The following is a 21,562-nucleotide window of genomic DNA, read 5'->3' as shown; positions in this document are numbered from 1 at the left end:
CACACTTTTTCACCTCGCCGCCTTTCCAGATTTCCCTTCGGCTCATTCTTGCGAATTCTGCCGCGGTTCCTCGCCGCCGAATGGAATTCCTCGATACGTGCCGCGCGCATCGAGGAAGGTTCCCCCATTGAACCGCACCGGTCGTACCGGTAACAATTCTGCTGGTTTCCGTACGCGGAGGACGAGCCCGCAAGGGAGGGGGGCACCTTGCAGTGAGTTCGCCCTTCCCGTCATGCTCACCGAGGCACTGCCCGCAGCGGGGGCGCTCGCCGATCTGGATCGGCCCGGGCCGGCGCGCACCGCGCTGCGCGCCGCAGGCGTGACCGTGCCGTTCCCGATCCAGGCGGCGACCCTGCCGAACTCGTTGGCAGGCCGGGACGTCCTGGGCCGCGGACGTACGGGTTCGTGTAAGACGCTCACTTTCCGCCTGCCCCTGCTGACCCGCTTGCAAGGGAAGCGGGCCGAACCCCGGCAGCCTCTCGCCCTCGTGCCCGTACCCACCCGGGAAGTGGCCCAGCAGGTCACCGAAGCGCCCAGCCCCTACGCGCGGGCGCTGCGCCTGCGGCTGACCACCGCGGTCGGCGGCATGTCCATCGCTCGTCAGACGGCCGCACTGCGCACCGGTACCGAAGTCGTCGTCGCGACCCCCGGCCGGCTGAAGGACCTCATCGATCGCGACGGCTGCCAGTTGGACCACGTGGCCGTCACCGTCCTGGACGAGGCCGACCAGATGACCGACATGGGCTTTCTGCCGCAGGTGACCGCGAGCCCGAGCTGAGCCGTATCACCAGCGCCCGGACGCCCTCCGGAGTGCCCGTCACCTTCGCCGCACCGGCCGCCGAACCATCCCAGCGCCCCGGATCCGCCGGGCGCGGCCGAGGCGGGCGGGCGAGGCGGCCTCGGCGTCCCGCGCCCGGCAGGAACCGATAAGGGCACGCACCTTCGGCCGGCACCGGAAGCCCGCCCCGCCGAAGAAGGCAAGCTCTTGAACCCCAAGAGGAGAAACTCTTGCTCCATGCCCCGCACAGCCCTTCGCCCCGTGCAGCCGACGGCACAGGCCTCACAGCCCGCGACGCCATGGGCGCTCCCGGACTCCAGATAGACGATCACATGACCGTCGACGTGGCACTGTCCGTGCTCATCGGCGCGCGCGCCACCCACCTGCTCCTGCAGGACGACGACGGCCGCTGCTCCGGGCTGGTCACCAGGGCCCAGCTCACCGCCCACCGCGCCGGCTCCTCGTACAGCGACCGGATCCGGCTGCGGGACATGCCGCTGGAGCGCGGACCGTTCACCTCGTCCGCGTCGGCCCTGAGCGACGCGGAAGCCGCCATGCGGGTCCGGACGCTGGACGCGTCCCCCGTGGTCGACGAGCAGGGCTACGCCCTGGGCGTCCTGACCGTCACACCCTGACCGTTCCCCGTGGAGGCGCACATGCGCTGTGTCATCGCCCGTTTCCCCTTCGACCTGACGAAGAACGAGGTCGAACAATCGATGGAGAGCGTCCGGCCCGAACCCGCCGTGGGCATCTGCGTGACCATCGCGCGCAGGGCCTATCCGGTCAAGCAGGTCGGGCAGGTCATCACCAAACAGGACCGTCGCGACTTCACGGCCGTTGAGGTGAGCAGGGCACTGACCCGGCTCGGCTTCACCTGCTACCAGGCGCCGGCTGTCCGCCCGCAGGTCCGCCCTGACCCTTCGTCGCTTCCCTGGGCCGACACACCGCTGGGCTAGTTCCCGCGGACCTGTTGTGGTCGCACTCACCTCGTGCTTCGAAACGGACGTACGGTGGCGGCACCGAGAGCATGTCGCGCGACGCGACCGCGGCGGTGCCGTTCCCGGCGAACGACGGAAACGGGCGGCCGGAAGCCGCCCGGGACGGGATCACACGTATGGTCACGAACGGAAGCCCCCTCGAGAACGTTTCCCCCGCTGGGGCACGCACCTACCGGATGCCTCTTCCCCGGCTGACGCTCACTTCCGACGCCGGCCGCGGGCTGCTGGACGGAGCCTGGTGGCCCCGCTGCGACGCTCTGGAACTGGAACTGCCGGCGCTGGTCGGCGCGGTCGACCCCGGATTCGGCACGGTCGCCAGCGTCACCGTGGACACCGCCGCCTGGCCCGACGCCCCGCGTACGGTGCCGGCGCCCGGCCACGTCATCGAAGTGTCCCTGTCGGACGTCGACAACGAGGCCCACACCATCGCCCTGGACTGCGGCTTCATGGGGCGCCGGGAGTTGCTGGTAGTGCCGCCCGGTCAACCCGCCGATGCGGCCCGCTGGTTGCTGTCCACCGCCGCCGATCCGTGGAACGCCCTGGCGGCCACCCACATGCTGGCGCTCGCCGAGGCCCGCTGGGGGCGCTGAGGGCGGGGGAGAGGCCGGGTGCGGACTCTCACACCGTCTGCGGACGGCAGGCATCCTTCTGCTTGGGCCACATCACCGTGGGCCGAAAGCACCCCGCGCCTGGATGAGGCAGAAGCTCACCGGTAACCGCTGGGCGTTCCTACCCGGGGACCACCGCCCAGCGGGGAACTGTGCCAAGCGAGCGCCGAGCCGGGGGGAGGGGGAGGCGGAGTTCGGCGATCTGCCGTGACGCCGGGCTCGCCCGAGCGGTCGGGGGCGTGCCGGCCGGGGTCCCGGCCTGCAGCGACGCCCAGAACGCCTCGGTGTCGGCCTCGGTGACGAGTGGGCCCAGGCGAAGGTGCAGGGGCGTCCCTGAGGGCCGGGTGCTGCATCGCTCAGCTGAGCGGTCAGGGGCCGGCCAGGGCGCTGATCGGCTTGCGCGCCGCGGCCTTCGTCGGCCGCTTGGGCAGCGGTCGCGGGGTGCTCCCGGCGAGCGGCGCGACTCGTTGCCGCGGTCCTCGGCCGGTTGGCCAACTGGCGTCGAACCTCTCCATGCCGAGCGCGCGGCCGAGTCCGCTGGTCAGCGTGCGGCCATTTCAGCTACGGGACTGAGGGCGGCGTTCCCACCTCGGCGTGGCTGCTCCCTGCGTTCGTCAGAATCGCCCTCGCGACAACCTCGAAGAGGCGATCGGCGCGTGGCGCGAGCGAGGGCTGATCGCCGAGCCAAGCGAGCATGGCTACCAGCGCAAACAAATCGGCGCCATCGATATCGCTCCGTGCCACGCCCGCGGCCTGGGCACGCGTGAGGAGCCGCGCGCCGGCTGCGCGCAGGGTGACGCACGAAGCGTGGAGTGCGGATTCGGTGTCCTCGATGGCGGCTGCCATCAGCACGGTCACGCCCCGATACTCGGTCGTCCACGCGACGCAGTCGCGTAGCCACGAAACGAGAGCGTCTTCGGGCGAGCGTGACGTCTCGAGCTCGCCTGCCTTTGCGGTCAGTTCGTCGAAGCTCGTGCGGAGCAGGGCGTCGAGCAGCGCCTCGCGCGTCGGGAAGTGCCGCAGCAGCGTCGCGAGCCCGACATCGGCCCTGCGCGCGATGTCGCGCAGTGACACGTCGACGCCTTGCTCGGTGATGGCGGTGCCCGCTACTGCGAGCAGGTGGTCGCGGTTCTTCCTGGCGTCGGCCCGCATCTGTCCCTCTTGACTATCCGGATCAGTGGTCCATATATTCGGATCAGTGGTCCACTTATGTGGATCGCTGATCCGAATAAGCGTATCCCGCAGCGCGGGCAGGAGAAAACGATGCCGACACACACGATGAGGGCGGTCCGGCTCCATGAGCACGGCGGCCCTGAGGTTCTGCGTTACGACGAGGTGCCGATTCCCGAGCCGGGGCCGGGTGAGGTGCTCGTTCGCGTTCACGCGGTCGGCGTCAATCCTCCGGACTGGTACCTGCGCGGCGGGCTGACCAGGATGCCCGGGGAGACGGAATCGACGGTCAGCCTGCCGGTGATTCCGGGGACGGACGTGTCGGGCGTCGTCGAGGCCGTCGCCGCGGACGTGGACGGCCTCGCCGTAGGGGATGAAGTCTTCGGTCTTCTGCGTTTTCCCAGCTTCGACGGCAGGGCGTATGCGGAGTACGTGGCCGCGCCCGCGTCGGACCTCGCCCGCAAGCCGGCCGGTATCGATCACGTGCACGCCGCCGGGGCGCCCATGGCCGGGCTCACCTCGTGGCAGTTCCTGATCGAACTCGGACACGATCATCCCTCGCCCTTCCAGGAGGCACGGCATCGCCCGACGGCACTCGACGCCGACACGACGGTGCTCATCAACGGCGCCGCGGGGGGCGTGGGGCACTTCGCGCTACAGCTGGCGAAGTGGAAGGGTGCACGTGTCATCGCCGTGGCATCGGGCGCGCACGAATCGTTCCTGCGCGAACTGGGCGCCGACGAGTTCATCGACTACACCAAGAGTCGTCCTGAGGAACTCGTGCACGACGTCGACCTCGTTCTCGACACCGTCGGTGGCCCCGACAGCGAGCGTTTCCTGCGTACGCTCAAGCGCGGCGGCGCCCTGTTCCCCGTGTTTCCCGGGGACTTCGACGAAGCAGAGACCGCGAAGCTGGGCGTCACGGTCTCGACCGCGCAGGTCCGCTCGAACGGCGCGCAGCTCGCCGAACTGGGGCGCCTGCTCGACGCGGGTACGGTCCGCGTAGCGATCGACAGCACGTTTGCGCTCGCGGACGCACGAGCAGCGCACGAACGCGCCGCCCGAGGGCACATCCAGGGAAAGATCGTACTCACGGTCGCTTAGGCACGATCCGTTTCCCCGAGGCGTCCGGTGCCGTCCGAGGGGCATCGACGGCCATCGAGCTCCCGACGCGGAGAGCTTGGGGCGCGTCTGGCGGCCAAGGCGGTCGCGATGCTCGCTGCGGCGGGGCGCGGCCCCCCCGGGGGGGGGGGGGGGGCCCCCCCCGGGGGGGGGGGGGGGGGGGCCCCCCCGGGGGGGGGGGGGCGGCCCCCCCCCCCCGGGGGGGGGGGCCGCCGCCCCCGCCGCAGGAGATGCCGAGACGGTCGCATTCCCGATGCCGGCGGAACGGCGACATCACCGGCCTGCATCACCGGCCGACATGACCGGCCGGCACATCGCCGTCGTCGGCGGCAGCGGTCCGGCGTCCTGACGGTGGAGCGGCCGGTCGCAGGACGGCGCGCCGCTCACGGCACGCCCTCCACCCCTGGCGAACGCCGGGTGGCCGCTGTCGCTGTGCGCGCCCGATCTTCCACCCGACAACCGAGCACGAGCGAGGTTTGCCATGACGACGACTGCGGCTTTCGGCTGGGGAAGCAGCCACCTGAACACCACGCCGGCGGGAGAGGTGGATCTCGCCCCTGAAGGGCGGCTCGCCGTCCAGCAGACGCTGGCACGCTACGCCTTCGCCCTGGATCACGGAGATCTGGGGACTTTGGCTGGCGTTCTGACCGAAGACGCCACCTGGACGGTCGCCATCGCCGGTGAGGTCGAGCAGGGCCCCTTCGTCGGACGCGCGGCGATTCTCGGCCTGGTGCGCGATGCAACGGAAGCGCAAACCGAGCAGCGAAGGCACAACCTGATCAACATGGTCTTCCACCGTGCGGACGCCGACACGGCAGTGGTGTGGGCCTACCTGATGCTGACGTCGAACGCAGGCGGAGCCTCGAACGTGATCGCGACCGGTTTCTACACGTTCACGCTGCAGCACGCCGAAGGCGAGTGGCGCATCGCGAAGCTGTTCGTCGGTCTGGACAACGCCGCATGAAGCCCAGCGGCCAACCGGCCGAGCCCAACCTCCACTTCGCCCCGACCCCATGGTCCAGCCCGGCCTGATCAGGCCGTCCGACGTCGGCGCGGCCAATCCGGCCGCGTCCCGCGCCCACTGAGACTCGGACGGCGTGTAGAGGAAGAAGGTCTCCTCGTCGTGCGTCGAGATCCGAGCCTCGCGACGCCGCTGGAGGGCGATGACGTCCGCGAGCCCGGTCTCCACCGACACCGCGGCCGGATCTACCGGCACGGCCGGGTCCGATGTTCGGACGGATCCCCCATTTGCGCCACGGGTCACCCAACTGGCGTGCGTGACCGGCCGAGTTGCGATGCGAGTGATTTGACACCGCCCTGCCTCATCGCCAGCCTATGCTCATGACTTCCATTTTCAATAAGAGGGGTTGGCCGTGCGTGTCGCGTTCGTAGGCAAGGGCGGCAGCGGCAAGACGACCCTGTCGGCTCTCTTCTCCCGTCACCTGGCGCGCTCGGGCGCGCCGGTCGTCGCCATCGACGGTGACATCAACCAGCACCTGGCGTACGCCCTCGGTCTCGGTGACGACGAGTTCTTCACCGCGCCGCCGCTCAGCGCGCGGATCGGCGAGATCAAGGACTACCTTCGGGGCACCAACCCGCGCGTCCCGTCCCGCGACGCCATGGTCAAGACGACCCCGCCCGGCCGCGGCTCCCGCCTGCTGCGACTGCTGGGCGAGGACGAGGTCCACTCCCGCCACGTCCAGGAGGTCGACGGCGTACCGCTCATGGTCACCGGCGCCTTCGACGAGAGGGATCTCGGCGTGGCCTGCTACCACTCCAAGCTCGGCGCGGTCGAGCTCTACCTCAACCACCTGGTCGACGGCCCCGGCGAGTACGTCGTCGTCGACATGACCGCCGGCGCCGACGCTTTCGCCTCCGGGCTGTTCACCCGCTTCGACATGACGTTCCTGGTCGTCGAGCCGACCCGGAAGAGTGTCTCCGTCTATCGCCAGTACCGCGACCACGCGGCCGCGTTCGGCGTCCCAGTCGCCGTCGTCGGCAACAAGGTCACAGGTGAGGACGACCTGCTGTTCCTCAAGGAGCACGTCGGCGACGACCTGATCGCCCACTGCGTGCACTCCTCTTGCGTGCGGGCCCAAGAGCAGGGCCGCGGCCACGCCGAGCTGGAACCTCACAACACCCGCACGCTGGACCGGCTGCGCGCGGCCGTCGACGCTCGCCCCAAGGACTGGGCCGCCTTCCAGGAGTGCGCCGTCGAGTTCCACCTGCGCAACGCCACCGCCTGGGCCGACGAGGCCACCGGCCAGGACCTCGCCGCCCAGGTCGACCCCGACTTCCAGCACGGCCCCACGGCACTGACCGCTCTCGCCTGACCTCCCACCACCACCTCAAGAACACAGTCACAGAACAGGACGGCCCTTCATGTCGCTCGACGTCTCCCCGCAGCTGCTCGCCGAAGCCGAGATGGGCGAAGTGCGGGAGCAGGACTTCGTGGATACGGTCCGCACGTCCCTGCCGTACGCCTACGACCTCATCGCCCGTCTGGCCACGGAACTGCGCTCCGGCACCGCGGAGTTCGCCGACAACCAGACCCCGCCTCCCTCGGAGAAGGAACGTGGCCAGCTGCTGCGCGCGCTGTCCAGCGACGCCATCCGCGGTAGCCTCGAGCGCCACTTCGGCATTGCCCTCGCCTTCCAGAACTGCCACCGCGTCGCCGCCTTCCACCCCGAGGCACGGGGCGGCGAGACCCACACCCGCTTCACATCTCTGCGTGCGCAGGTCCTGAACCAGTCGCCGGAGTTCCGCGACTGCTGAGCCGCTGACAGCGTCGGCGGATCGCGACGACGATCGCAGCTACCCCGTACTCCGGACGCGACCTCCGCTCCGGGCGCCAGCACCTGTCGCAGTCGTACCGCGGTGGAGGCAGCTTCCGGGGGGTCGCGTGAGCAGAAAACCTCTTCAGGCTCGGGGCTGTCGCCACCAGTGGCGACAGCCCCGAGCCCTGGGAGGTCGGTCAAAAGGTGGCAACGGTTTTCAACTGTCATTGAGATGAAAATCGTTTCTATCTAGGGTGAGTGCTGTGACCCACTGCCGACGCGTGTCCGTTTCGCGTCCGGCACCGCCCGAAGGAGCTCCAACATGTCCGCCGTCCCGGCACGTTCCGCCCCACCGTCCGTGAGGCTCGCGCTCGTCGCAGCGACCGCCGCCCTGACGGCGGCGACGGCGACCGCCTGCTCGACCTCCTCCTCGAACGCCGCCGGCAACACCACCGGGACCAGCAGCGGCAGCGGCTCGGGCAAGACGATTCAGGTGGTGGCGGCGGAGAACTTCTGGGGCAGCATCGCCTCGCAGCTCGGTGGCAGCCATGTGAAGGTGACCAGCATCATCACCAACCCCGACACCGACCCGCACGACTACGAGCCGACCGCTGCCGACGCCCGCACCGTGGCCGGCGCCCAGTACGCGATCGTCAACGGCATCGGCTACGACGCGTGGGCTGACAAGCTCCTGGCCGCCAACCCCGGAAGCGGACGCACCGAGTTGAAGGTCGGCGACCTGGTCGGCATCAAGCCGGGCGGCAACCCCCACCGCTGGTACTCACCGGACGACGTCCACAAGGTGATCGAGAGGATCACCGCCGACTACAAGAAGATCGACCCGGCCGACGCCGCGTACTTCGACCAGCAGAAGACGACCTTCGAGACGAGGACGCTGGCCGGGTACAACAAGCTCATCGCCGACATCAGGGCGAAGTACGCGGGAACCCCGATCGGCGCCTCGGAGTCCATCGTCATGCCGCTCGCCGAGGGCCTGGGGCTGAAGATGCTCACCCCGCAGACATTCCTGGACGCGATGAGCGAGGGTTCGGACCCCACGGCCAAGGACAAGGCCGTCATCGACCAGCAGATCAAGGACAAGAAGATCAAGATCTACGTCTACAACTCCCAGAACTCCACGCCGGACGTCCAGGCGCAGGTCAAGGAGGCCAAGGCGGAAGGCATCCCGGTCGCCACCGTCACCGAGACCCTCACCCCCGCGGGCGCCGGCTTCCAGCAGTGGCAGAGCGCAGAACTGCGGGGCATCGAGCAGGCCCTGGCCAAGGCCACCGGGAAGTGAGCTGACGCCATGAACCCGATAGCGAAGGCCCGCGAAGCCGTCACCCACAGCGGACACACCGTCCCCAACCGCCGCGCGGGCGGCCACGACACCGGACCAGAGAGCGGAAGCGGCCCGGTGGTCGCCCTGCGCGACGCCGCCGTGCGGGTCGGCGGCCGTACGTTGTGGTCGGGCGTGGACCTTCGCATCGGGGTGGGCGAGTTCACCGCCGTCCTCGGGCCCAATGGCGTCGGCAAGTCCACCATGCTCAAGGTGCTGCTCGGCGCCCGGCCCGCCGCGGCCGGTGAGGTGCGGGTGCTCGGCGTCCGGCCCGGGCAGGCCGGCGACCGCATCGGCTACCTGCCGCAGCGTCACGGTTTCGACGCCTCCCTGCGGATCCGTGGGGTGGATGTGGTGCGCATGGGTCTGGACGGCGACCGGTGGGGGGTTCCGCCGCCGTTTCCGAGCGTGCGTCGGCGGGCCGCCCGCGCGCGGGTGGACGAGGTGATCGAGCTGGTCGGGGCGTCGGCGTACGCGAACCGACCCATCGGGCAGTGTTCCGGTGGCGAGCAACAGCGGCTACTGATCGCCCAGGCCCTGGTCCGCAGGCCCGAGCTGCTTCTGCTGGACGAGTCGTTGGACAGCCTCGACCTGCCCAACCAGAGCGCGGTGGCCGCGCTGATCGGGCGCATCTGCCACCAGGAGGGCGTGTCGGTGGTCATGGTCGCCCATGATGTGAACCCGATACTGCACCACCTGGACCGGGTGGTGTACCTGGCCGAGGGCGGGGCCGCCGCCGGCAGCCCGGGCGAGGTCATCACCTCCGAGACGCTGACGCGGCTGTACGGCACGCCGGTCGAGGTGCTGCGGACTTCGGACGGCCGGCTGGTCGTGGTGGGCCAGCCGGAAGCACCCGCGCCGCACACCGATCGGCACGACACCCCAGGGAGCGGTCATGGTGCTCGCTGAGACCGGGGCACCGGCCTGGTCCTGGAACCTCCTCACTGACTTCCAGGAGATGTGGTCGTACCCCTTCATGGTCAACGCGTTCCGCGCGGGCGCGGTCGTGTCCGTGGTCTCCGCGGTCGTGGGGTGGTTCGTGGTGCTGCGGCGGCAGACGTTCGCCGCGCACACCGTCTCCGCGGTCGCCTTCCCCGGCGCGGCCGGGGCGCTCCTGCTCGGGGTGAGCGCGGTCTACGGGTACTTCACGCTGTGCGTGGCCGCCGCGGTGGTCATCGCGGCCCTGCGCGGCGGCGGTGACCACGAGGAGTCCGCGCTGACCGGGACCGTGCAGGCGTTCCTGCTCGCGTCCGGATTCTTGTTCACCGCCCTGTACCGGGGACTGTTGGAGGGGCCGCAGACCATCCTCTTCGGCACCTTCCTGGGCATCACGTCGTCGCAGGTGACCGTGTTGACGGCGGTCGGGGCGGTGGTGCTTGCCGTGCTGGCGGTGATCGGACGGCCGTTGCTGTTCGCGTCCGTCGACCCCCAGGTGGCCGCCGGACGCGGGGTGCCGGTCCGGGCGCTGTCGGTGGTCTTCCTCATCCTGCTCGGGGCGGCCACCGCCGGGGCGAGCCAGATCACCGGAACCCTTCTGGTCTTCGCCCTGATGGTGATCCCGGCCGCCACCGCGCAGGTCCTCACCGCCCGACCGGGCCCGAGCCTGGCCCTGGCCGTACTGCTGGCGTTCGCCGCCACCTGGCTCGGGCTGATCGCCGCCTACTACTCGCCGTATCCCCTGGGCTTCTTCGTGACGACCATCGCCTTCGCCGGATACCTGCTCGCGCTGGGCCGGCGCTCGCTGCACGCGGTGCTCGGCCGCCGGGCCGTGGCCTCGACCGCCGCCGGGGAGGTGACGGCATGACCTTCCTGCTCGCCGTCTCCCCGCTGTCCCAGCCCTTCCTGCTGCACGCCTTCCTCGCCGGGACCGCGATCGCCGCCGCCTGCGGGCTGGTCGGCTACTTCCTGGTCCTGCGCGCCCAGGTCTTCACCGGTGACGCGCTCAGCCACGTCGCCTTCACCGGCGCGATGGCCGCCCTCGCTTTCGGCTACGACCTGCGCCTGGGGCTGTTCGCCGCCACCATCGCCGGCGCGCTGCTCTTCGGCACCCTCGGCCGCCGGGCACGCCCCGACGACGTGGTCATAGGCAGCGTCTTCTCCTGGATCCTGGGCCTGGGCGCCTTCTTCATCACCCTCTACACGACCTCCCGCAGCACCACCGACGGCACCGCCGGCATCAGCGTGCTGTTCGGCTCCGTCTTCGGCATCTCCACCAGCAGCGCGGTCGTCGCCACCCTCGTGGCCGCCGGAGTCGCTCTGCTGATGGTCCTGATCGCCCGGCCGCTGCTGTTCGCCACCCTCGACGAGGCCGTGGCCGCCGCACGTGGGGTCCCCGTCCGCCTCCTCGGCTACGCCTTCCTCGCCCTCGCCGGCATCAGCGCCGCCGAGGCGACCCAGGCCGTCGGCTCCCTGCTCCTGCTCGGCCTGCTCGCCGCCCCCGCAGGCGCCGCCATCCGGCTCGCCGACCGGCCATACCGGGGGCTTGCCCTGTCCACCGGGCTGGCCGTGCTGGAGATGTGGGCGGGGCTGTTCGCCTCCTACGCCGTGCCGAACATGCCGCCGAGTTTCGTCATCATGGCCGTCGCCACCGCCGTCTACGCCGCCACGTTCCTGATCCGACGGCCCGCCCAAGGTCCCCGCGCACGACCCGCTGTCCCCACCGGCGCATGAGTACCGAGCGAGGCAGGCTGATGGCACGCACCCGGCAACGCACCCCCGCTGAAGTGGCGCTGATCGGCCGCCACACTCACCAGCGCTCCGTCGTCCTCAAGGCGCTCATCCGGGCCGACGGCTTCGTCGGCGCCCAGGCCCTCCACGCTCAACTCGCCGCCAACGGCACACCGGTCGGCCTGTCCACGGTCTACCGCACCCTGACCCGCCTGGCCGACGCGGGCCGGGCCGACCTGGTCCGCGACGCAGGCGGTGAACGCCTTTTCCGCTACCGTCCCGGACCCGACCACCGCCACTACCTCATCTGCACGGAATGTGGTCTGAGCCGCCCCGTCGACTCCGGCCCGATCGAGGACTGGGCCGACGCCATCGCCCAGGACTCCGGCTTCGCAAACGTCCGGCACACGGTCGAACTCTCCGGAGTGTGCCCCGACTGCGGCTGAGGGCATGCGGCGGCCGAGGGGTGCACGCGCCGGGGGGACTGACGTCCGTTGAAGTCGGTCGCAGCCGGCCGCACCCGTCGTCCAGCCGGCTGACTACGGGCAGCCTGGCAACGTATCCACACCAGCCGCGGGCCAACGCCGACGCGAATGAACTGATCACCCCCTGGAACCTCAACGTCGACGCCACGCGCGGCGCGCAGTCGGGCCACCAGCCGACGCCCGTACTTGCCGGGCTCACCAGCACGCCGCCGCGCCCAGCTTCCCGCAGATCAGCGGCTCACGGTCGCGCGCGGACGACAGGCTGGTCGCCCCGTGGTCCGAACAGGTGCAGGATCTCCACGTCCTTGCCGTTCGCCGGCCCGAACCAGTGCGGTCCCCGGGTGTCGAACTCGGCGACCTCGCCGGGCCGGAGGGTGAAGTCGCGTTCCCCCAGGATGACCCGCAGTTCGCCGGCGAGGACGTAGAGCCACTCGTAGCCGTCGTGGGTCACCGGCTTCGGCTCGCGAGGGGCCAGTACCTGCTTGAACACCTGCACTCGGCCCGGGTACTGCGTCAGGGGCACGAGGACGTTCCCGCGCCCGTGGCGCACTGGCCGTAGATGCACCCGCGGGTCACCGCTGGCCGGCGCAGCCACCAGTTGGTCCAGCGCGACGCGGTGCGCACGCGCCAGCGGTATGAGCAGGTCGAGGGTCGGGCGCCGTTTGCCCGACTCGAGGCGGGACAACGTGCTCACCGACATACCGGTCGTCGCCGCAAGCGCCTCCAGCGTGAGTCCACGGTCCCGGCGCAGCGTACGCAGCCGTGGCCCGATGCCGTCGAGTATCTGTTCCAGTTCCGCGTCCACGGGGTCCAGTTTGCAGTCTCCGCAAATCTACTGGGTGCCGGTCGTCGTCCGGGCCGAGCATGACCGCAGATGCTCTGATGCTCCCGGATGCGAGAGGTACGCCGTGGTCGCTACGACTCACCCTGTTCAGCCCCTTCTCAGTGCGCGCAGACGCTGGACGGTGCTGGCCGTCTGCTGCCTGAGCATGTTCCTGGTGGGACTGGACACCACCATCGTCAACGTGGGTCTGCCCGCCATCGGGCGTGGCCTGGGTGCGGGGACCCGCGATCTTGAATGGACCGTGGACGCGTACACCCTCGTCCTGGCCAGTCTCCTGATCTCCTCCGGTGCGTTGGCGGACCGGTTCGGGCGCCGACGGGTGTTCCAGTGCGGTCTGGCCGTCTTCGGCACGGCCTCGCTGCTCTGCGCGCTGGCCCCTTCGGTGGGCGCGCTCATCGCGGCCCGTGCAGTCCAGGGGATCGGCGCCTCGATGCTCAGCCCCGTGGCTCTCGCGATCGTGGTCAACGCGATGCCCGACCCGAGGGAGCGAGCGCAGGCGATCGGTGTCTGGGCCTCGGTCTTCGGGCTCAGCATGGCAGCCGGCCCGGTCACGGGCGGCGCTCTGATCGCGGGGTTCGGCTGGCGGTCGGTGTTCTGGGTCAACGCGCCGGTCATCGTCGCCGCCCTTGTGCTCAGCGCGCTGTTCGTGCCGGAGTCCCGTGGGCAGCGGGCGCGGCGGCTCGACATCCCGGGTCAGACCCTGCTGACCGTGGTGATCGGCGTCCTGGTCGGCGTCCTCATCGAAGGGCCGCGCATCGGGTGGACATCGCCCGCCGCGCTGGCCGCCTACGCGGTCACCGGCATGGCGGCGGCCGGATTCGTGAAGGCCGAGTGCCGTCGAAGCGAGCCGCTGATGGATCCGCGCCTCTTCCGGCGTCCGGTCTTCAGCAGCGCGGTCCTGGGCGCCGTGGCGGTCTTCGTCGCCCTGAACGTGACACTGCTGCTCAACACCCTGTACTTCCAACAGACTCGGGGGTGGACGCCACTGGCCGCCGGGGTGGCGACCTTGCCCATGGCTGTCGGAGCGACCGTCTGCGCCCCGCTGTCGGGCCGGCTGGTCGGGCGCAGCGGACCGCGGCTGCCGCTCGTCCTGGCCGGTGGCTTCATCACGGCGGGCGGACTGTGCCTGGTCGGACTCGACCAGGGTACGAACGTGCTCCTGCTGCTCTTGGCCTACTTGCTCATAGGCATCGGGTTCGGCTTCGCCAACGCGCCCATCACGAACACCGCGGTCAGCGGGCTTCCTCAGGCCCGTGCCGGCGTTGCCGGAGCGATCACCTCCACCGCCCGCCAGGTCGGCTCCGCGCTCGGCATCGCCATCGCCGGCGGACTGGTCGCGGGGACCAGCCCGGCGGGGCTCGCCACGCGTCCCGTCCGGGATGGATCCTGGTGGCCGCCTGCGGACTCTTCCTGTTCCTCGTGGTCCACGCATCGCGGCCGAGGACACCCACGACGGCGGCTCGATGAGCCCCCGGACCAGACCGACCACGAGTCGCGACGGCCCGCACAACGACCGAGCCGAGCAGGTCACCGTCACCGACGTACCTAGCCCGGCGCTGACCTTTGCTCTCAGGCCGAGAGCGCCGGCTCCTGCCAGTCCGGATCGTGTGCGCAGGCGGCCGCCAGCTCGTCCAGGGACACCTGGAGCGCGGCGGCCAGAGCCGCGACCGTGAAGAAGGCTGGTGTGGGAGCCCTGCCTGTCTCGATCTTGCGCAGCGTCTCTGCGGAGACCCCTGCCGCCGCGGCCACCTCCGTCATGCTCCGGTCGCCGCGTGCCTGACGCAGCAGCGCGCCGAACCGCTCGCCGCGTTCCCGTTCCCACGGAGTCAGTGGAGTCCTCACCATGACCGTGATACTAATACCGGTATAAGTATTGGGTCTACTCGGGTTGGGAATCAGAGCACATGGTGGAGATCAAGACCGATGCCGCGTTGGTCGCGATGCGGGAAGCCGGACGCGTGGTGGCCCAGGCGCTGGCCGCCGCCCGGGAAGCAGCCCGGGTAGGGGTGTCCCTGCGGGAACTCGACGAGGCGGCCCGCGCCGTCCTCGCCAAGGCCGGAGCCAGCTCGCCCTTCCTCGGGTACCGGCCGTCCTTCGCCCCGACCCCCTTCCCCGCGGTGATCTGCACCTCGGTCAACGACGCCGTGGTCCACGGCATCCCCACCAACTACCGCCTGAGGGACGGCGATCTGGTGAGCATCGACTGCGGCGCCCAGCTCGACGGCTGGACGGGCGACGCCGCCATCACCTTCACCGTCGGAACCCCGCGCCCCTCCGACGTGGACCTGATCGACGCCACCCGGCAGGCCCTCGACGCCGGCATCGCCGCCGCCCAGGTGGGCAGCCGCATCGGCGACATCTCCCACGCCATCGGCACCGTCGCCCGCAAGGCGGGCTGCGGGATGCCCGCAGACTTCGGCGGCCACGGCATCGGCCGCCGCATGCACGAGGACCCTCACGTGCCCAACCGTGGCCGCCCCGGCCGCGGTTTCCCCCTCCGCCACGGCCTGGTCCTCGCCATCGAACCCATGCTCATGGCCGGCGGACAGGACACCTACCGCACCGACACCGACGGCTGGACCCTGCGCACCACCGACGGCAGCAGGGCCGCCCACATCGAACACACCGTCGCCATCACCGACCAGGGCCCCCGCATCCTGACCCTGCCCTGATCCCAGCGCCCACCAGCGGACGGGCCCGTGCTCCGCCCCACCAGCCGGACGGGCGGGACGCGGGGGTGCCGTGTGGCCGTACGACCCTGCGACCCGCGGGGTTTGCGCCCACCTCCTGTCAGCGCCGGGCCGCAGCAGCGGGGACCGGATACAAGACGCTCTCCCTGCGAGCCGTCGAGGAACGCGGCCTGCTCGCTGTCGACGGACGGTGATCAGGACACTTCTCGCCGGTGGGCTGAGGAGGCGGGTCACATCCCCGCGTCAGGTGGCGTTCTGGGACGCGGCGGCGTCGGGGCGCAGGTCGTTGAGGCTGAGCTGGTGTGCCGGGGCGTCGGGCAGGATCATCCGGTGGGTGGTGCGCAGGTCGGGGCCGACGTGAAGAAGTTCGCCGGGCTGCATCTCGCGCCAGTGGGGGTTGTCGTCCATGCGTTCGCTGGCGACGACGACGGCGGGGTGGTCGGCCAGGCGCTCGGAGTGGATGCGCATGCGGCCGTGGCTGCCACTGTGATCGAGATGCCGGCTGCCGTACTGGCCGCCCGCCTGACGCTCGAGGACGTACAGATCATGGGTGTCCGGATAGCGCAGCGCCCATAGCTCGTCGGAGGTGATGAGGATCAGGTTCAGGGCGTAGACGGGGAGATTCCCGGCGATCCAACGGGCCGCCTGCTCGATACCCGCAGAGGCGTCACCGTCGTGCTTGTGGGTCTCCCGGGTGATCAGGGCGAAGAACCGCTCGGAATCGGTGTCGCCCTGGACCAGCGACCGGTCCTCGCCGAGGTGGTCATCGAGCTTGTCGAGCCCCTCGATGACCCCGTTGTGTGCGAAGAGCCGCCCGTCCTGCTCGAAGGGGTGGGTGTTGCGGGTGTCCAGGCTGCCGGTGGAGGCGAAGCGCACATGGGCCAGGAAGGTCGCCGACTCCTCCTGCCGGGCCTCCTGGGCGAAGGCCCGGTCCTGGTACGCCGCGATGGGTGCCTTGTCGACGCGCGGGGTGCCGTCGGCGGCGAAGTACCCCAGGCCGGTACCGTCCGGTTCGCGGTGGCTCTGTCGGCTGAGACTGTCGGGGGCGTCCAGCAACCAGAAGGTGGCGTGGGCGCGCCGCGGAGCGCTGCTGAGACCGAACAGGCGGCACATGGCTTCCTCCTCGAAACGGCGGACGGGCGGCCCGCCGCCGGTGTCGGGTGGTCGGCGTACAGGTTCGGGAAGTCGTGGACCCTGGTCAGTGACGGCCCGGGCGCCGGGGGTTCTTGGTCTCCGCGCCAGGGGCGAACGCACCCGCGTCGTCGGCGTCGCGGTGCGGCTCACCCTGCTTGTCAAGGCGGGGCAGGATGCGGCGCAGAGAACGTCGCCAGGTTCTGCCGGGCATTGCCGTCGAGGATCAGCTCGTCGTGCCCCACCTGGTAGGCGGTGTCCGGTTCCATCTCCCCGTCCGGCATCGCATGCCGGGGCACCCGGACGGGCTCACGGCTGAAGACCGGGTTGATCTCGAGGTCCCTGCTCTCACCGCGGTCATGGCGCTGCATCGGCATACGCGCCCGGGCCTCTCTGCTTCGGTTGGTACGGCCGCAGCGAGAGTTCCCCCACCGGGGAGCCGCGAACCAGGCAGACCGGCGGCTGGGCGTATCCCGGCCGACGCACCGAGTCGGATGCGATCTCACCGATTACGCGGGTCGTCGGGCTCGACCACCCGAAAGCGTTCAGCAACGACAAGAGTGTCATCGTCGATGACGGGGGTACGACCCAAGAACTCGCTCACGCCGTCGCCCCGGAAGAACTCCTCGTGGGCTGCCCGCCACTGTGCCGCGTCGGAGTAGCCGCGCCCCTCGGCTCGGGCGAAGTCATCGTCGATCTCCTTCATGGGAACGACCCGGACGTCGACGAGCTCGATCGTGACGGCCGGACAACCCTCGGAATCGAGCACCGAGAACCGCTGGCCGGTCTGCGGCACCGCCTCTCCGGCGTGCTCGTAAATCTCCAGGAGGCCCGTGAGCGCGGTCTTCTGACCGCTCAAGATCGCCGCGACGCCACGATCACGTTCCGGACCAGGAAAGGCGAGTTCGAGAGTCGGAAGGTCGTCATGTCCCATCGGGAGAGGGTACGAAGCCCAGTCGGGTTGATCAATGGTCGTCGCCCCGCTCGCCCTGGCACCCACAGCAAGCACTTTCACGACACGCGCCAGTCAGCGGCAGGGGTGGGTGCGGGCCAGAAGGAGCGCGATGTCGTCGTCCACCGGTCCGTCAGGGGCCAGGGTGTCGACGACCGATGCGCACAGGTCGTCCAGACTGGAAACGGGGCCGGCGAGAGCGGCGCGCAACCGCTGCAGTCCACGGTCGACGTCGTGGTCCATCTCGATCAGACCGTCGCTGTACAGCCCTATCACGCTACTGTCCGGTAGTTCCACTTCGGTCGATTCGAAGGAGCCCAGCCCCACCCCGATGGGTGCACCGGGAGGTACTTCGGCGAAGTCGACCGATCCGTCCGGGGAGATGATCGCGGGCGGGGGATGGCCGGCACTGGACATGGTGCACCGCTGAGATTTCGGGTCGTACACACCGTAGAGGCAGGTGGCTCCCACAGCCGATGGTGTGGAGGCGCCTTCGTCGAAACGGTCACGGGCGATGTCGACGGAGAGTTCATCCATGAGGCGCAGCAATTCGGCCGGCGGCACTTCCAACTTGCTGAGCGCACGGGTCGTGGCGCGCAGGCGTCCCATGGTCACAGCTGCGTTGATGCCGTGACCGACAACGTCTCCAACGACCAGGGCGACGCGGGCATCGGACAGTTGGATGACGTCGAACCAGTCGCCGCCGACGCCGCCGTGCGTGTCGGCGGGCAGGTAGCGGGTGGCCACCTCGACTGTGCTGCCGCCTGACAAGTGGTGCGGCATCAGCTCGCGTTGTATCGCAAGCGCGGCCGTTCGCTCTCGCGTGTATCGCAGGGCGTTGTCGATGATCAGTGCGGCCCGGGCCGCGAGTTCCTCGGCAAGAGTAAGGTCCGCCCTGCTGAACGGGACCGGGTTCTGGCTGCGTACGAAGACGGCGATGCCGAGTATCGCACCGCGGGCCTGCAGGGGGACGATCATGAGGGAATGCATTCCGGTCCGGTGAATCACCTGGGCCCGATCCGGGTCGTTGTCGAGCCAAGTGCCGGGGGAGGTGTCGAGAACAGGCTCGAAGTAGGACCTGTGTTTCTTGAGTACGGTGGTGAAAGGCGATGCACGCGGGACGTAGACCGGCGTTCCGCGCGCCCAGAGAGACTCGCGAAGATCGTCGTGAATGGAAGCGGCGCCGGCGCGGTAGAAGCCGGGGATGCTCGTATCGGTGGACTTCAGGCGTCTCAACGGCTCCTTGTCCAGCGGCACGGCCTCGACGAGGTCGATGGTGACGTAGTCGGCGAGGTTCGGTACCGCTGTCTCCGCCAGCCTCTGGCTGGTGACCAACGGGTCCACATCTGTGCCGATGCGGCTTTTCGCTTCATTGAGCAAGCGCAGTCGTCCGCGTTCCTGCCCGATGCCGGCCTGCACAGCCACAGAACAGACGCCCAGTGGTCGACCGTCCGGCCCATCGAGACGGATCAAGGCAACACTGTAGTAACGGTCGTGAGCCCGAGCCTCGGCCGGCCACAGTTCGTGCCCGAGGAGCGGCACGCCGTTCGACAAGACGTACGCCATGGCGCATTCCAGAAACTCTGGGTGACGAGCACGGACGACGTCGGTGACATAGCCGCCCAGCTCCGGCTCGGAACTGTAGATGTCCCGGTTGTGAACGCTGTCGTTGAACCAGACACAGCGCAATTCCCGGTCCCAGATGGCCAGACTGATCGGCGAGTGGTGAAAAAGGGCATCCACCGCAGCCGGATCCAGGCCTGGCCGGCCAAAGGTGTTCGGCCCCCATACGAGCCAACCCGCGCCGCCGACAGCGTCCAGGGGAGTAACCCGCAGATCCGCGGTTGCCTCCTGGCCGTCGCGGCGGCGGATCCGCACCCGCCCCGACCAGGGGCTGCCCGCAAAGACACGGGGAACTTCCGGGGCGCCCGAAACCAGCAGCTCCTTGGCGGGACTGTGTAGCACTTGGTCAGCCGAATAGCCCCATAGGCGTTCGGCGGTCCCGGTCCACACGGAGACCGTCATGTCGGCACTGAGCACTGCCAGGACGTCACCCGGTTCCACAGCCCGCTCTTCAGCGGAAGGTCTCGTAGGACCATCAGTGGACATACTGCAACTATCCCGCGCATGTGCCGACCGCTCCACGGCAGGGGGCCGCGCTGATCCAAGGCTCGACGCGATCGCCCCGCCCGAAGGGGACGCTGCGGGAGCACCCAGCACTCGCCGGGACTGCTGAGGCCGACGCGCGTGACTGCGTCGGCGCACTCGGTCGTGGGCGGCGCCGACGTCCGCTTCGCAGAGACCTGCCGGATCCTTGCCCAGCCGGCCGTTGGCCGCGCGGACCGCACCCGGTCCAGCGACCCCTTGCGACCTCGTGAGGCGAGAGGCCCCCGCCGCCTGGTGACAGCGGCGGCCTTCGGATGAGATGTATGGGGGCGCTGTGGCCTGCCCGACGCGCTCAAGAGGGGCTTTCCGAGTAGCGTGACAAGACGACGTGCTCATCGGCCGCCTTCCGCTGCCTGCCTATCCGTCGCTTCCGATGGGCGTCCACTGCTGGTCGTGGCGTGACATTCCAAGTGCGGCTCGGGCACAGAATTCCCATGCAGGCATGCAGGGCGGAGTTCCGGACAAATGCTAGAGAGGCAATCATGGCCTTTGCCACTGCCAAGGACGGCACACAGATCTACTTCAAGGACTGGGGATCGGGCCCGCCGGTCGTTTTCTCCCACGGCTGGCCACTGATCGCGGACGCGTGGGATCCGCAGCTGAAGCTGATGGCGGACCATGGCTTCCGGGTCGTGGCCCACGACCGGCGTGGGGGTGGACGCTCGGGCCAGCCCTGGCAGGGGAACGACCTCGACACGTACGCAGAGGATCTGGCCGCGGTCATCGAGGCCCTCGACCTTCGCGACGTCATCCTGGTCGGCCACTCGACCGGTGGGGGAGAGGTCACGCGCTATATCGGCCGACACGGCTCGAGTCGTGTCACCAAGGCGGTTCTGCTCGGCGCGATCCCCCCGTTGATGCTCAAGACGGAAGCGAACCCGGAGGGGCTGCCGATCGACGTCTTCGACGAGATCCGAAAAGGCGTGCTGACGGACCGTTCCCAGTTCTACAAGGACCTCAGTGCTCCCTTCTACGGCGCCAACCGCGAGGGAGCGACCGTTTCTCAGGGGACTCGCGACGAGTTCTGGCTCTGGAGCATGACGGTGGGCATCAAGGGCGCCCACGACTGCATCAAGGCGTTCTCCGAGACCGACCTCACCGAGGACCTCAAGAAGTTCGACATCCCCACGCTGATCATTCACGGCGACGATGACCAGATCGTTCCCATCGTGGCATCCGCGAATAAGTCGTCAAAGCTCGTGAAGGACGTGGCCTTCAAGGTCTACCAGGGTGCTCCGCACGGCTTGTCGATGGTTCCCGAGTTCGCGGATCGGTTCAACGCCGACCTCCTCGAATTCGCACGCGGCTGACCGGACCACGCCGCGTCGCCCGGCCACTGCGCTGCGCCGCAACTTCACGGCGCCGCAGGAAGGGCGCGGTAGTCGCTGATGGCATGGTGTGCACCTGGCGCAGGCCGACCGGCGACTACGGCGTGGAGTGAGAGGGCGGTGCGACGGTACGTGCGGCGATCGACGCAGCCGAGTTCCTCAGGGAGTAAGAAGCAGGCGCGGACGACCGGCATCTCACCGAAGACGTCGACGACTTCCTCACCCGATCCGGCGAATTCCTGCGCTCGCGCCCCGCCGTGCACATCATGCCGCTGGAATTCACCGCGAGGCTGTGAACACACGGTGGCCGTGCGGAGGGCCGGACAGGTTGCGCATTCGTGTACCTGGGAGCCTCGACCAGCACCGGTCGGCGACCCGGCCGGTCACTCGGCGATCCGGTCGCCGGCAGGGATTCGAGCAGGCCCGCGACGTACATGGCGAAGGCCACCGGCATGATCACGACTGAGGCCGTCATCACGACGGTGCGCATGTCGGCACGGCACAGGC

General features: G+C 69.7%; 21 protein-coding genes and 2 pseudogenes. 16 read left to right on the top strand and 7 right to left on the bottom strand.

The window, feature by feature from the left end; translation table 11 throughout:
- Positions 1 to 127 precede the first annotated feature (127 nt).
- The 4 genes and pseudogenes from ACIRC0_RS25105 to ACIRC0_RS25090 form a co-directional block, all read left to right on the top strand.
- Positions 128 to 766: pseudogene (locus ACIRC0_RS25105) on the top strand (DEAD/DEAH box helicase); the annotation flags it as partial.
- Between the two features lie 311 nt (positions 767 to 1,077).
- A complete protein-coding gene (locus tag ACIRC0_RS25100; RefSeq protein WP_403619509.1) occupies positions 1,078 to 1,413 on the top strand; it encodes a hypothetical protein in 336 nt (111 codons plus the stop codon).
- A gap of 21 nt (positions 1,414 to 1,434) precedes the next feature.
- The gene (locus ACIRC0_RS25095; protein WP_403619506.1) at positions 1,435 to 1,734 is read left to right on the top strand and encodes an SCO5918 family protein; all 300 of its coding nucleotides are present in this window, start codon (positions 1,435 to 1,437) and stop codon (positions 1,732 to 1,734) included.
- A 218-nt stretch (positions 1,735 to 1,952) separates the two neighbouring features.
- The gene (locus ACIRC0_RS25090; RefSeq protein WP_403619504.1) at positions 1,953 to 2,366 is read left to right on the top strand and encodes a DUF5994 family protein; all 414 of its coding nucleotides are present in this window, start codon (positions 1,953 to 1,955) and stop codon (positions 2,364 to 2,366) included.
- Positions 2,367 to 2,945: 579 nt separating this feature from the next.
- Here ACIRC0_RS25090 and ACIRC0_RS25085 read toward each other — a convergent pair.
- Complete coding sequence (locus ACIRC0_RS25085) at positions 2,946 to 3,536, bottom strand: TetR/AcrR family transcriptional regulator (RefSeq protein ID WP_403619501.1); 591 nt, start codon at positions 3,534 to 3,536, stop codon at positions 2,946 to 2,948.
- Positions 3,537 to 3,647: 111 nt separating this feature from the next.
- On the opposite strand from ACIRC0_RS25085, the gene ACIRC0_RS25080 reads away from it, so the two are divergent.
- From ACIRC0_RS25080 to ACIRC0_RS25040, 9 genes are all read left to right on the top strand, one after another.
- The gene (locus ACIRC0_RS25080) at positions 3,648 to 4,658 is read left to right on the top strand and encodes an NADP-dependent oxidoreductase (RefSeq protein WP_403620307.1); all 1,011 of its coding nucleotides are present in this window, start codon (positions 3,648 to 3,650) and stop codon (positions 4,656 to 4,658) included.
- Between the two features lie 499 nt (positions 4,659 to 5,157).
- Entirely contained in the window at positions 5,158 to 5,640 is a 483-nt protein-coding gene (locus ACIRC0_RS25075) for a nuclear transport factor 2 family protein (protein ID WP_403619498.1), read from the top strand.
- A gap of 409 nt (positions 5,641 to 6,049) precedes the next feature.
- Complete coding sequence (locus tag ACIRC0_RS25070; RefSeq protein WP_403619495.1) at positions 6,050 to 7,009, top strand: ATP-binding protein; 960 nt, start codon at positions 6,050 to 6,052, stop codon at positions 7,007 to 7,009.
- Between the two features lie 49 nt (positions 7,010 to 7,058).
- Positions 7,059 to 7,451: an SCO5389 family protein gene (locus ACIRC0_RS25065; protein ID WP_403619492.1), complete on the top strand. Its 393-nt coding sequence runs from the start codon at positions 7,059 to 7,061 to the stop codon at positions 7,449 to 7,451.
- Between the two features lie 324 nt (positions 7,452 to 7,775).
- Complete coding sequence (locus tag ACIRC0_RS25060; RefSeq protein ID WP_403619489.1) at positions 7,776 to 8,753, top strand: metal ABC transporter solute-binding protein, Zn/Mn family; 978 nt, start codon at positions 7,776 to 7,778, stop codon at positions 8,751 to 8,753.
- Between the two features lie 9 nt (positions 8,754 to 8,762).
- Positions 8,763 to 9,701 (top strand): metal ABC transporter ATP-binding protein, encoded by a 939-nt coding sequence (locus ACIRC0_RS25055; RefSeq protein ID WP_403619486.1) that lies wholly within the window; start codon positions 8,763 to 8,765, stop codon positions 9,699 to 9,701.
- Complete coding sequence (locus ACIRC0_RS25050; protein WP_403619484.1) at positions 9,688 to 10,596, top strand: metal ABC transporter permease; 909 nt, start codon at positions 9,688 to 9,690, stop codon at positions 10,594 to 10,596. Before ACIRC0_RS25055 ends, ACIRC0_RS25050 begins: the two co-directional genes overlap by 14 nt.
- Positions 10,593 to 11,462 (top strand): metal ABC transporter permease, encoded by an 870-nt coding sequence (locus tag ACIRC0_RS25045; RefSeq protein ID WP_403619481.1) that lies wholly within the window; start codon positions 10,593 to 10,595, stop codon positions 11,460 to 11,462. The genes ACIRC0_RS25050 and ACIRC0_RS25045 overlap by 4 nt, the downstream gene beginning before the upstream one ends.
- Positions 11,459 to 11,905 carry a Fur family transcriptional regulator gene (locus ACIRC0_RS25040; RefSeq protein WP_403619478.1) on the top strand — a complete coding sequence of 149 codons (447 nt, stop codon included), beginning with the start codon at positions 11,459 to 11,461 and terminating at the stop codon, positions 11,903 to 11,905. The genes ACIRC0_RS25045 and ACIRC0_RS25040 overlap by 4 nt, the downstream gene beginning before the upstream one ends.
- A 277-nt stretch (positions 11,906 to 12,182) precedes the next feature.
- On the opposite strand, the gene ACIRC0_RS25035 is transcribed toward ACIRC0_RS25040, so the two are convergent.
- Positions 12,183 to 12,749: a helix-turn-helix domain-containing protein gene (locus tag ACIRC0_RS25035; RefSeq protein WP_403619475.1), complete on the bottom strand. Its 567-nt coding sequence runs from the start codon at positions 12,747 to 12,749 to the stop codon at positions 12,183 to 12,185.
- Positions 12,750 to 12,942: 193 nt separating this feature from the next.
- Here ACIRC0_RS25035 and ACIRC0_RS25030 point away from each other — a divergent pair, with 193 nt between their 5' ends.
- Complete coding sequence (locus ACIRC0_RS25030; RefSeq protein ID WP_403619472.1) at positions 12,943 to 14,337, top strand: MFS transporter; 1,395 nt, start codon at positions 12,943 to 12,945, stop codon at positions 14,335 to 14,337.
- A 20-nt stretch (positions 14,338 to 14,357) separates the two neighbouring features.
- Here the strand turns inward: ACIRC0_RS25030 and ACIRC0_RS25025 are convergent, their stop codons facing one another.
- Positions 14,358 to 14,633: a helix-turn-helix domain-containing protein gene (locus ACIRC0_RS25025; RefSeq protein WP_403619469.1), complete on the bottom strand. Its 276-nt coding sequence runs from the start codon at positions 14,631 to 14,633 to the stop codon at positions 14,358 to 14,360.
- A 59-nt stretch (positions 14,634 to 14,692) separates the two neighbouring features.
- Between ACIRC0_RS25025 and map the strand changes: the two genes are divergently transcribed.
- On the top strand, positions 14,693 to 15,460 hold the full coding sequence (map, locus tag ACIRC0_RS25020) for a type I methionyl aminopeptidase (protein WP_403619466.1): 768 nt from the start codon (positions 14,693 to 14,695) through the stop codon (positions 15,458 to 15,460).
- Between the two features lie 261 nt (positions 15,461 to 15,721).
- On the opposite strand, the gene ACIRC0_RS25015 is transcribed toward map, so the two are convergent.
- From ACIRC0_RS25015 to ACIRC0_RS25000, 4 genes and pseudogenes are all read right to left on the bottom strand, one after another.
- Complete coding sequence (locus ACIRC0_RS25015; protein WP_403619464.1) at positions 15,722 to 16,591, bottom strand: class II glutamine amidotransferase; 870 nt, start codon at positions 16,589 to 16,591, stop codon at positions 15,722 to 15,724.
- Between the two features lie 185 nt (positions 16,592 to 16,776).
- A pseudogene (locus ACIRC0_RS25010) lies at positions 16,777 to 16,986 on the bottom strand (glutamate decarboxylase); the annotation flags it as partial.
- A gap of 125 nt (positions 16,987 to 17,111) precedes the next feature.
- The gene (locus ACIRC0_RS25005; protein WP_403619461.1) at positions 17,112 to 17,543 is read right to left on the bottom strand and encodes an ASCH domain-containing protein; all 432 of its coding nucleotides are present in this window, start codon (positions 17,541 to 17,543) and stop codon (positions 17,112 to 17,114) included.
- Between the two features lie 93 nt (positions 17,544 to 17,636).
- Positions 17,637 to 19,586, bottom strand: a complete 1,950-nt coding sequence (locus tag ACIRC0_RS25000; protein WP_403619458.1) for a SpoIIE family protein phosphatase — start codon at positions 19,584 to 19,586, stop codon at positions 17,637 to 17,639.
- 623 nt (positions 19,587 to 20,209) lie between these two features.
- Here ACIRC0_RS25000 and ACIRC0_RS24995 point away from each other — a divergent pair.
- Positions 20,210 to 21,037 carry an alpha/beta fold hydrolase gene (locus tag ACIRC0_RS24995; RefSeq protein ID WP_403619455.1) on the top strand — a complete coding sequence of 276 codons (828 nt, stop codon included), beginning with the start codon at positions 20,210 to 20,212 and terminating at the stop codon, positions 21,035 to 21,037.
- Positions 21,038 to 21,562 lie beyond the last annotated feature (525 nt).

This window comes from Streptomyces sp. NPDC093984, assembly GCF_044764595.1.
Classification (GTDB): domain Bacteria; phylum Actinomycetota; class Actinomycetes; order Streptomycetales; family Streptomycetaceae; genus Streptomyces; species Streptomyces cynarae.
Note: the sequence above shows the minus strand (reverse complement) of the source record. Positions and strands in the feature narration are given on the sequence as shown.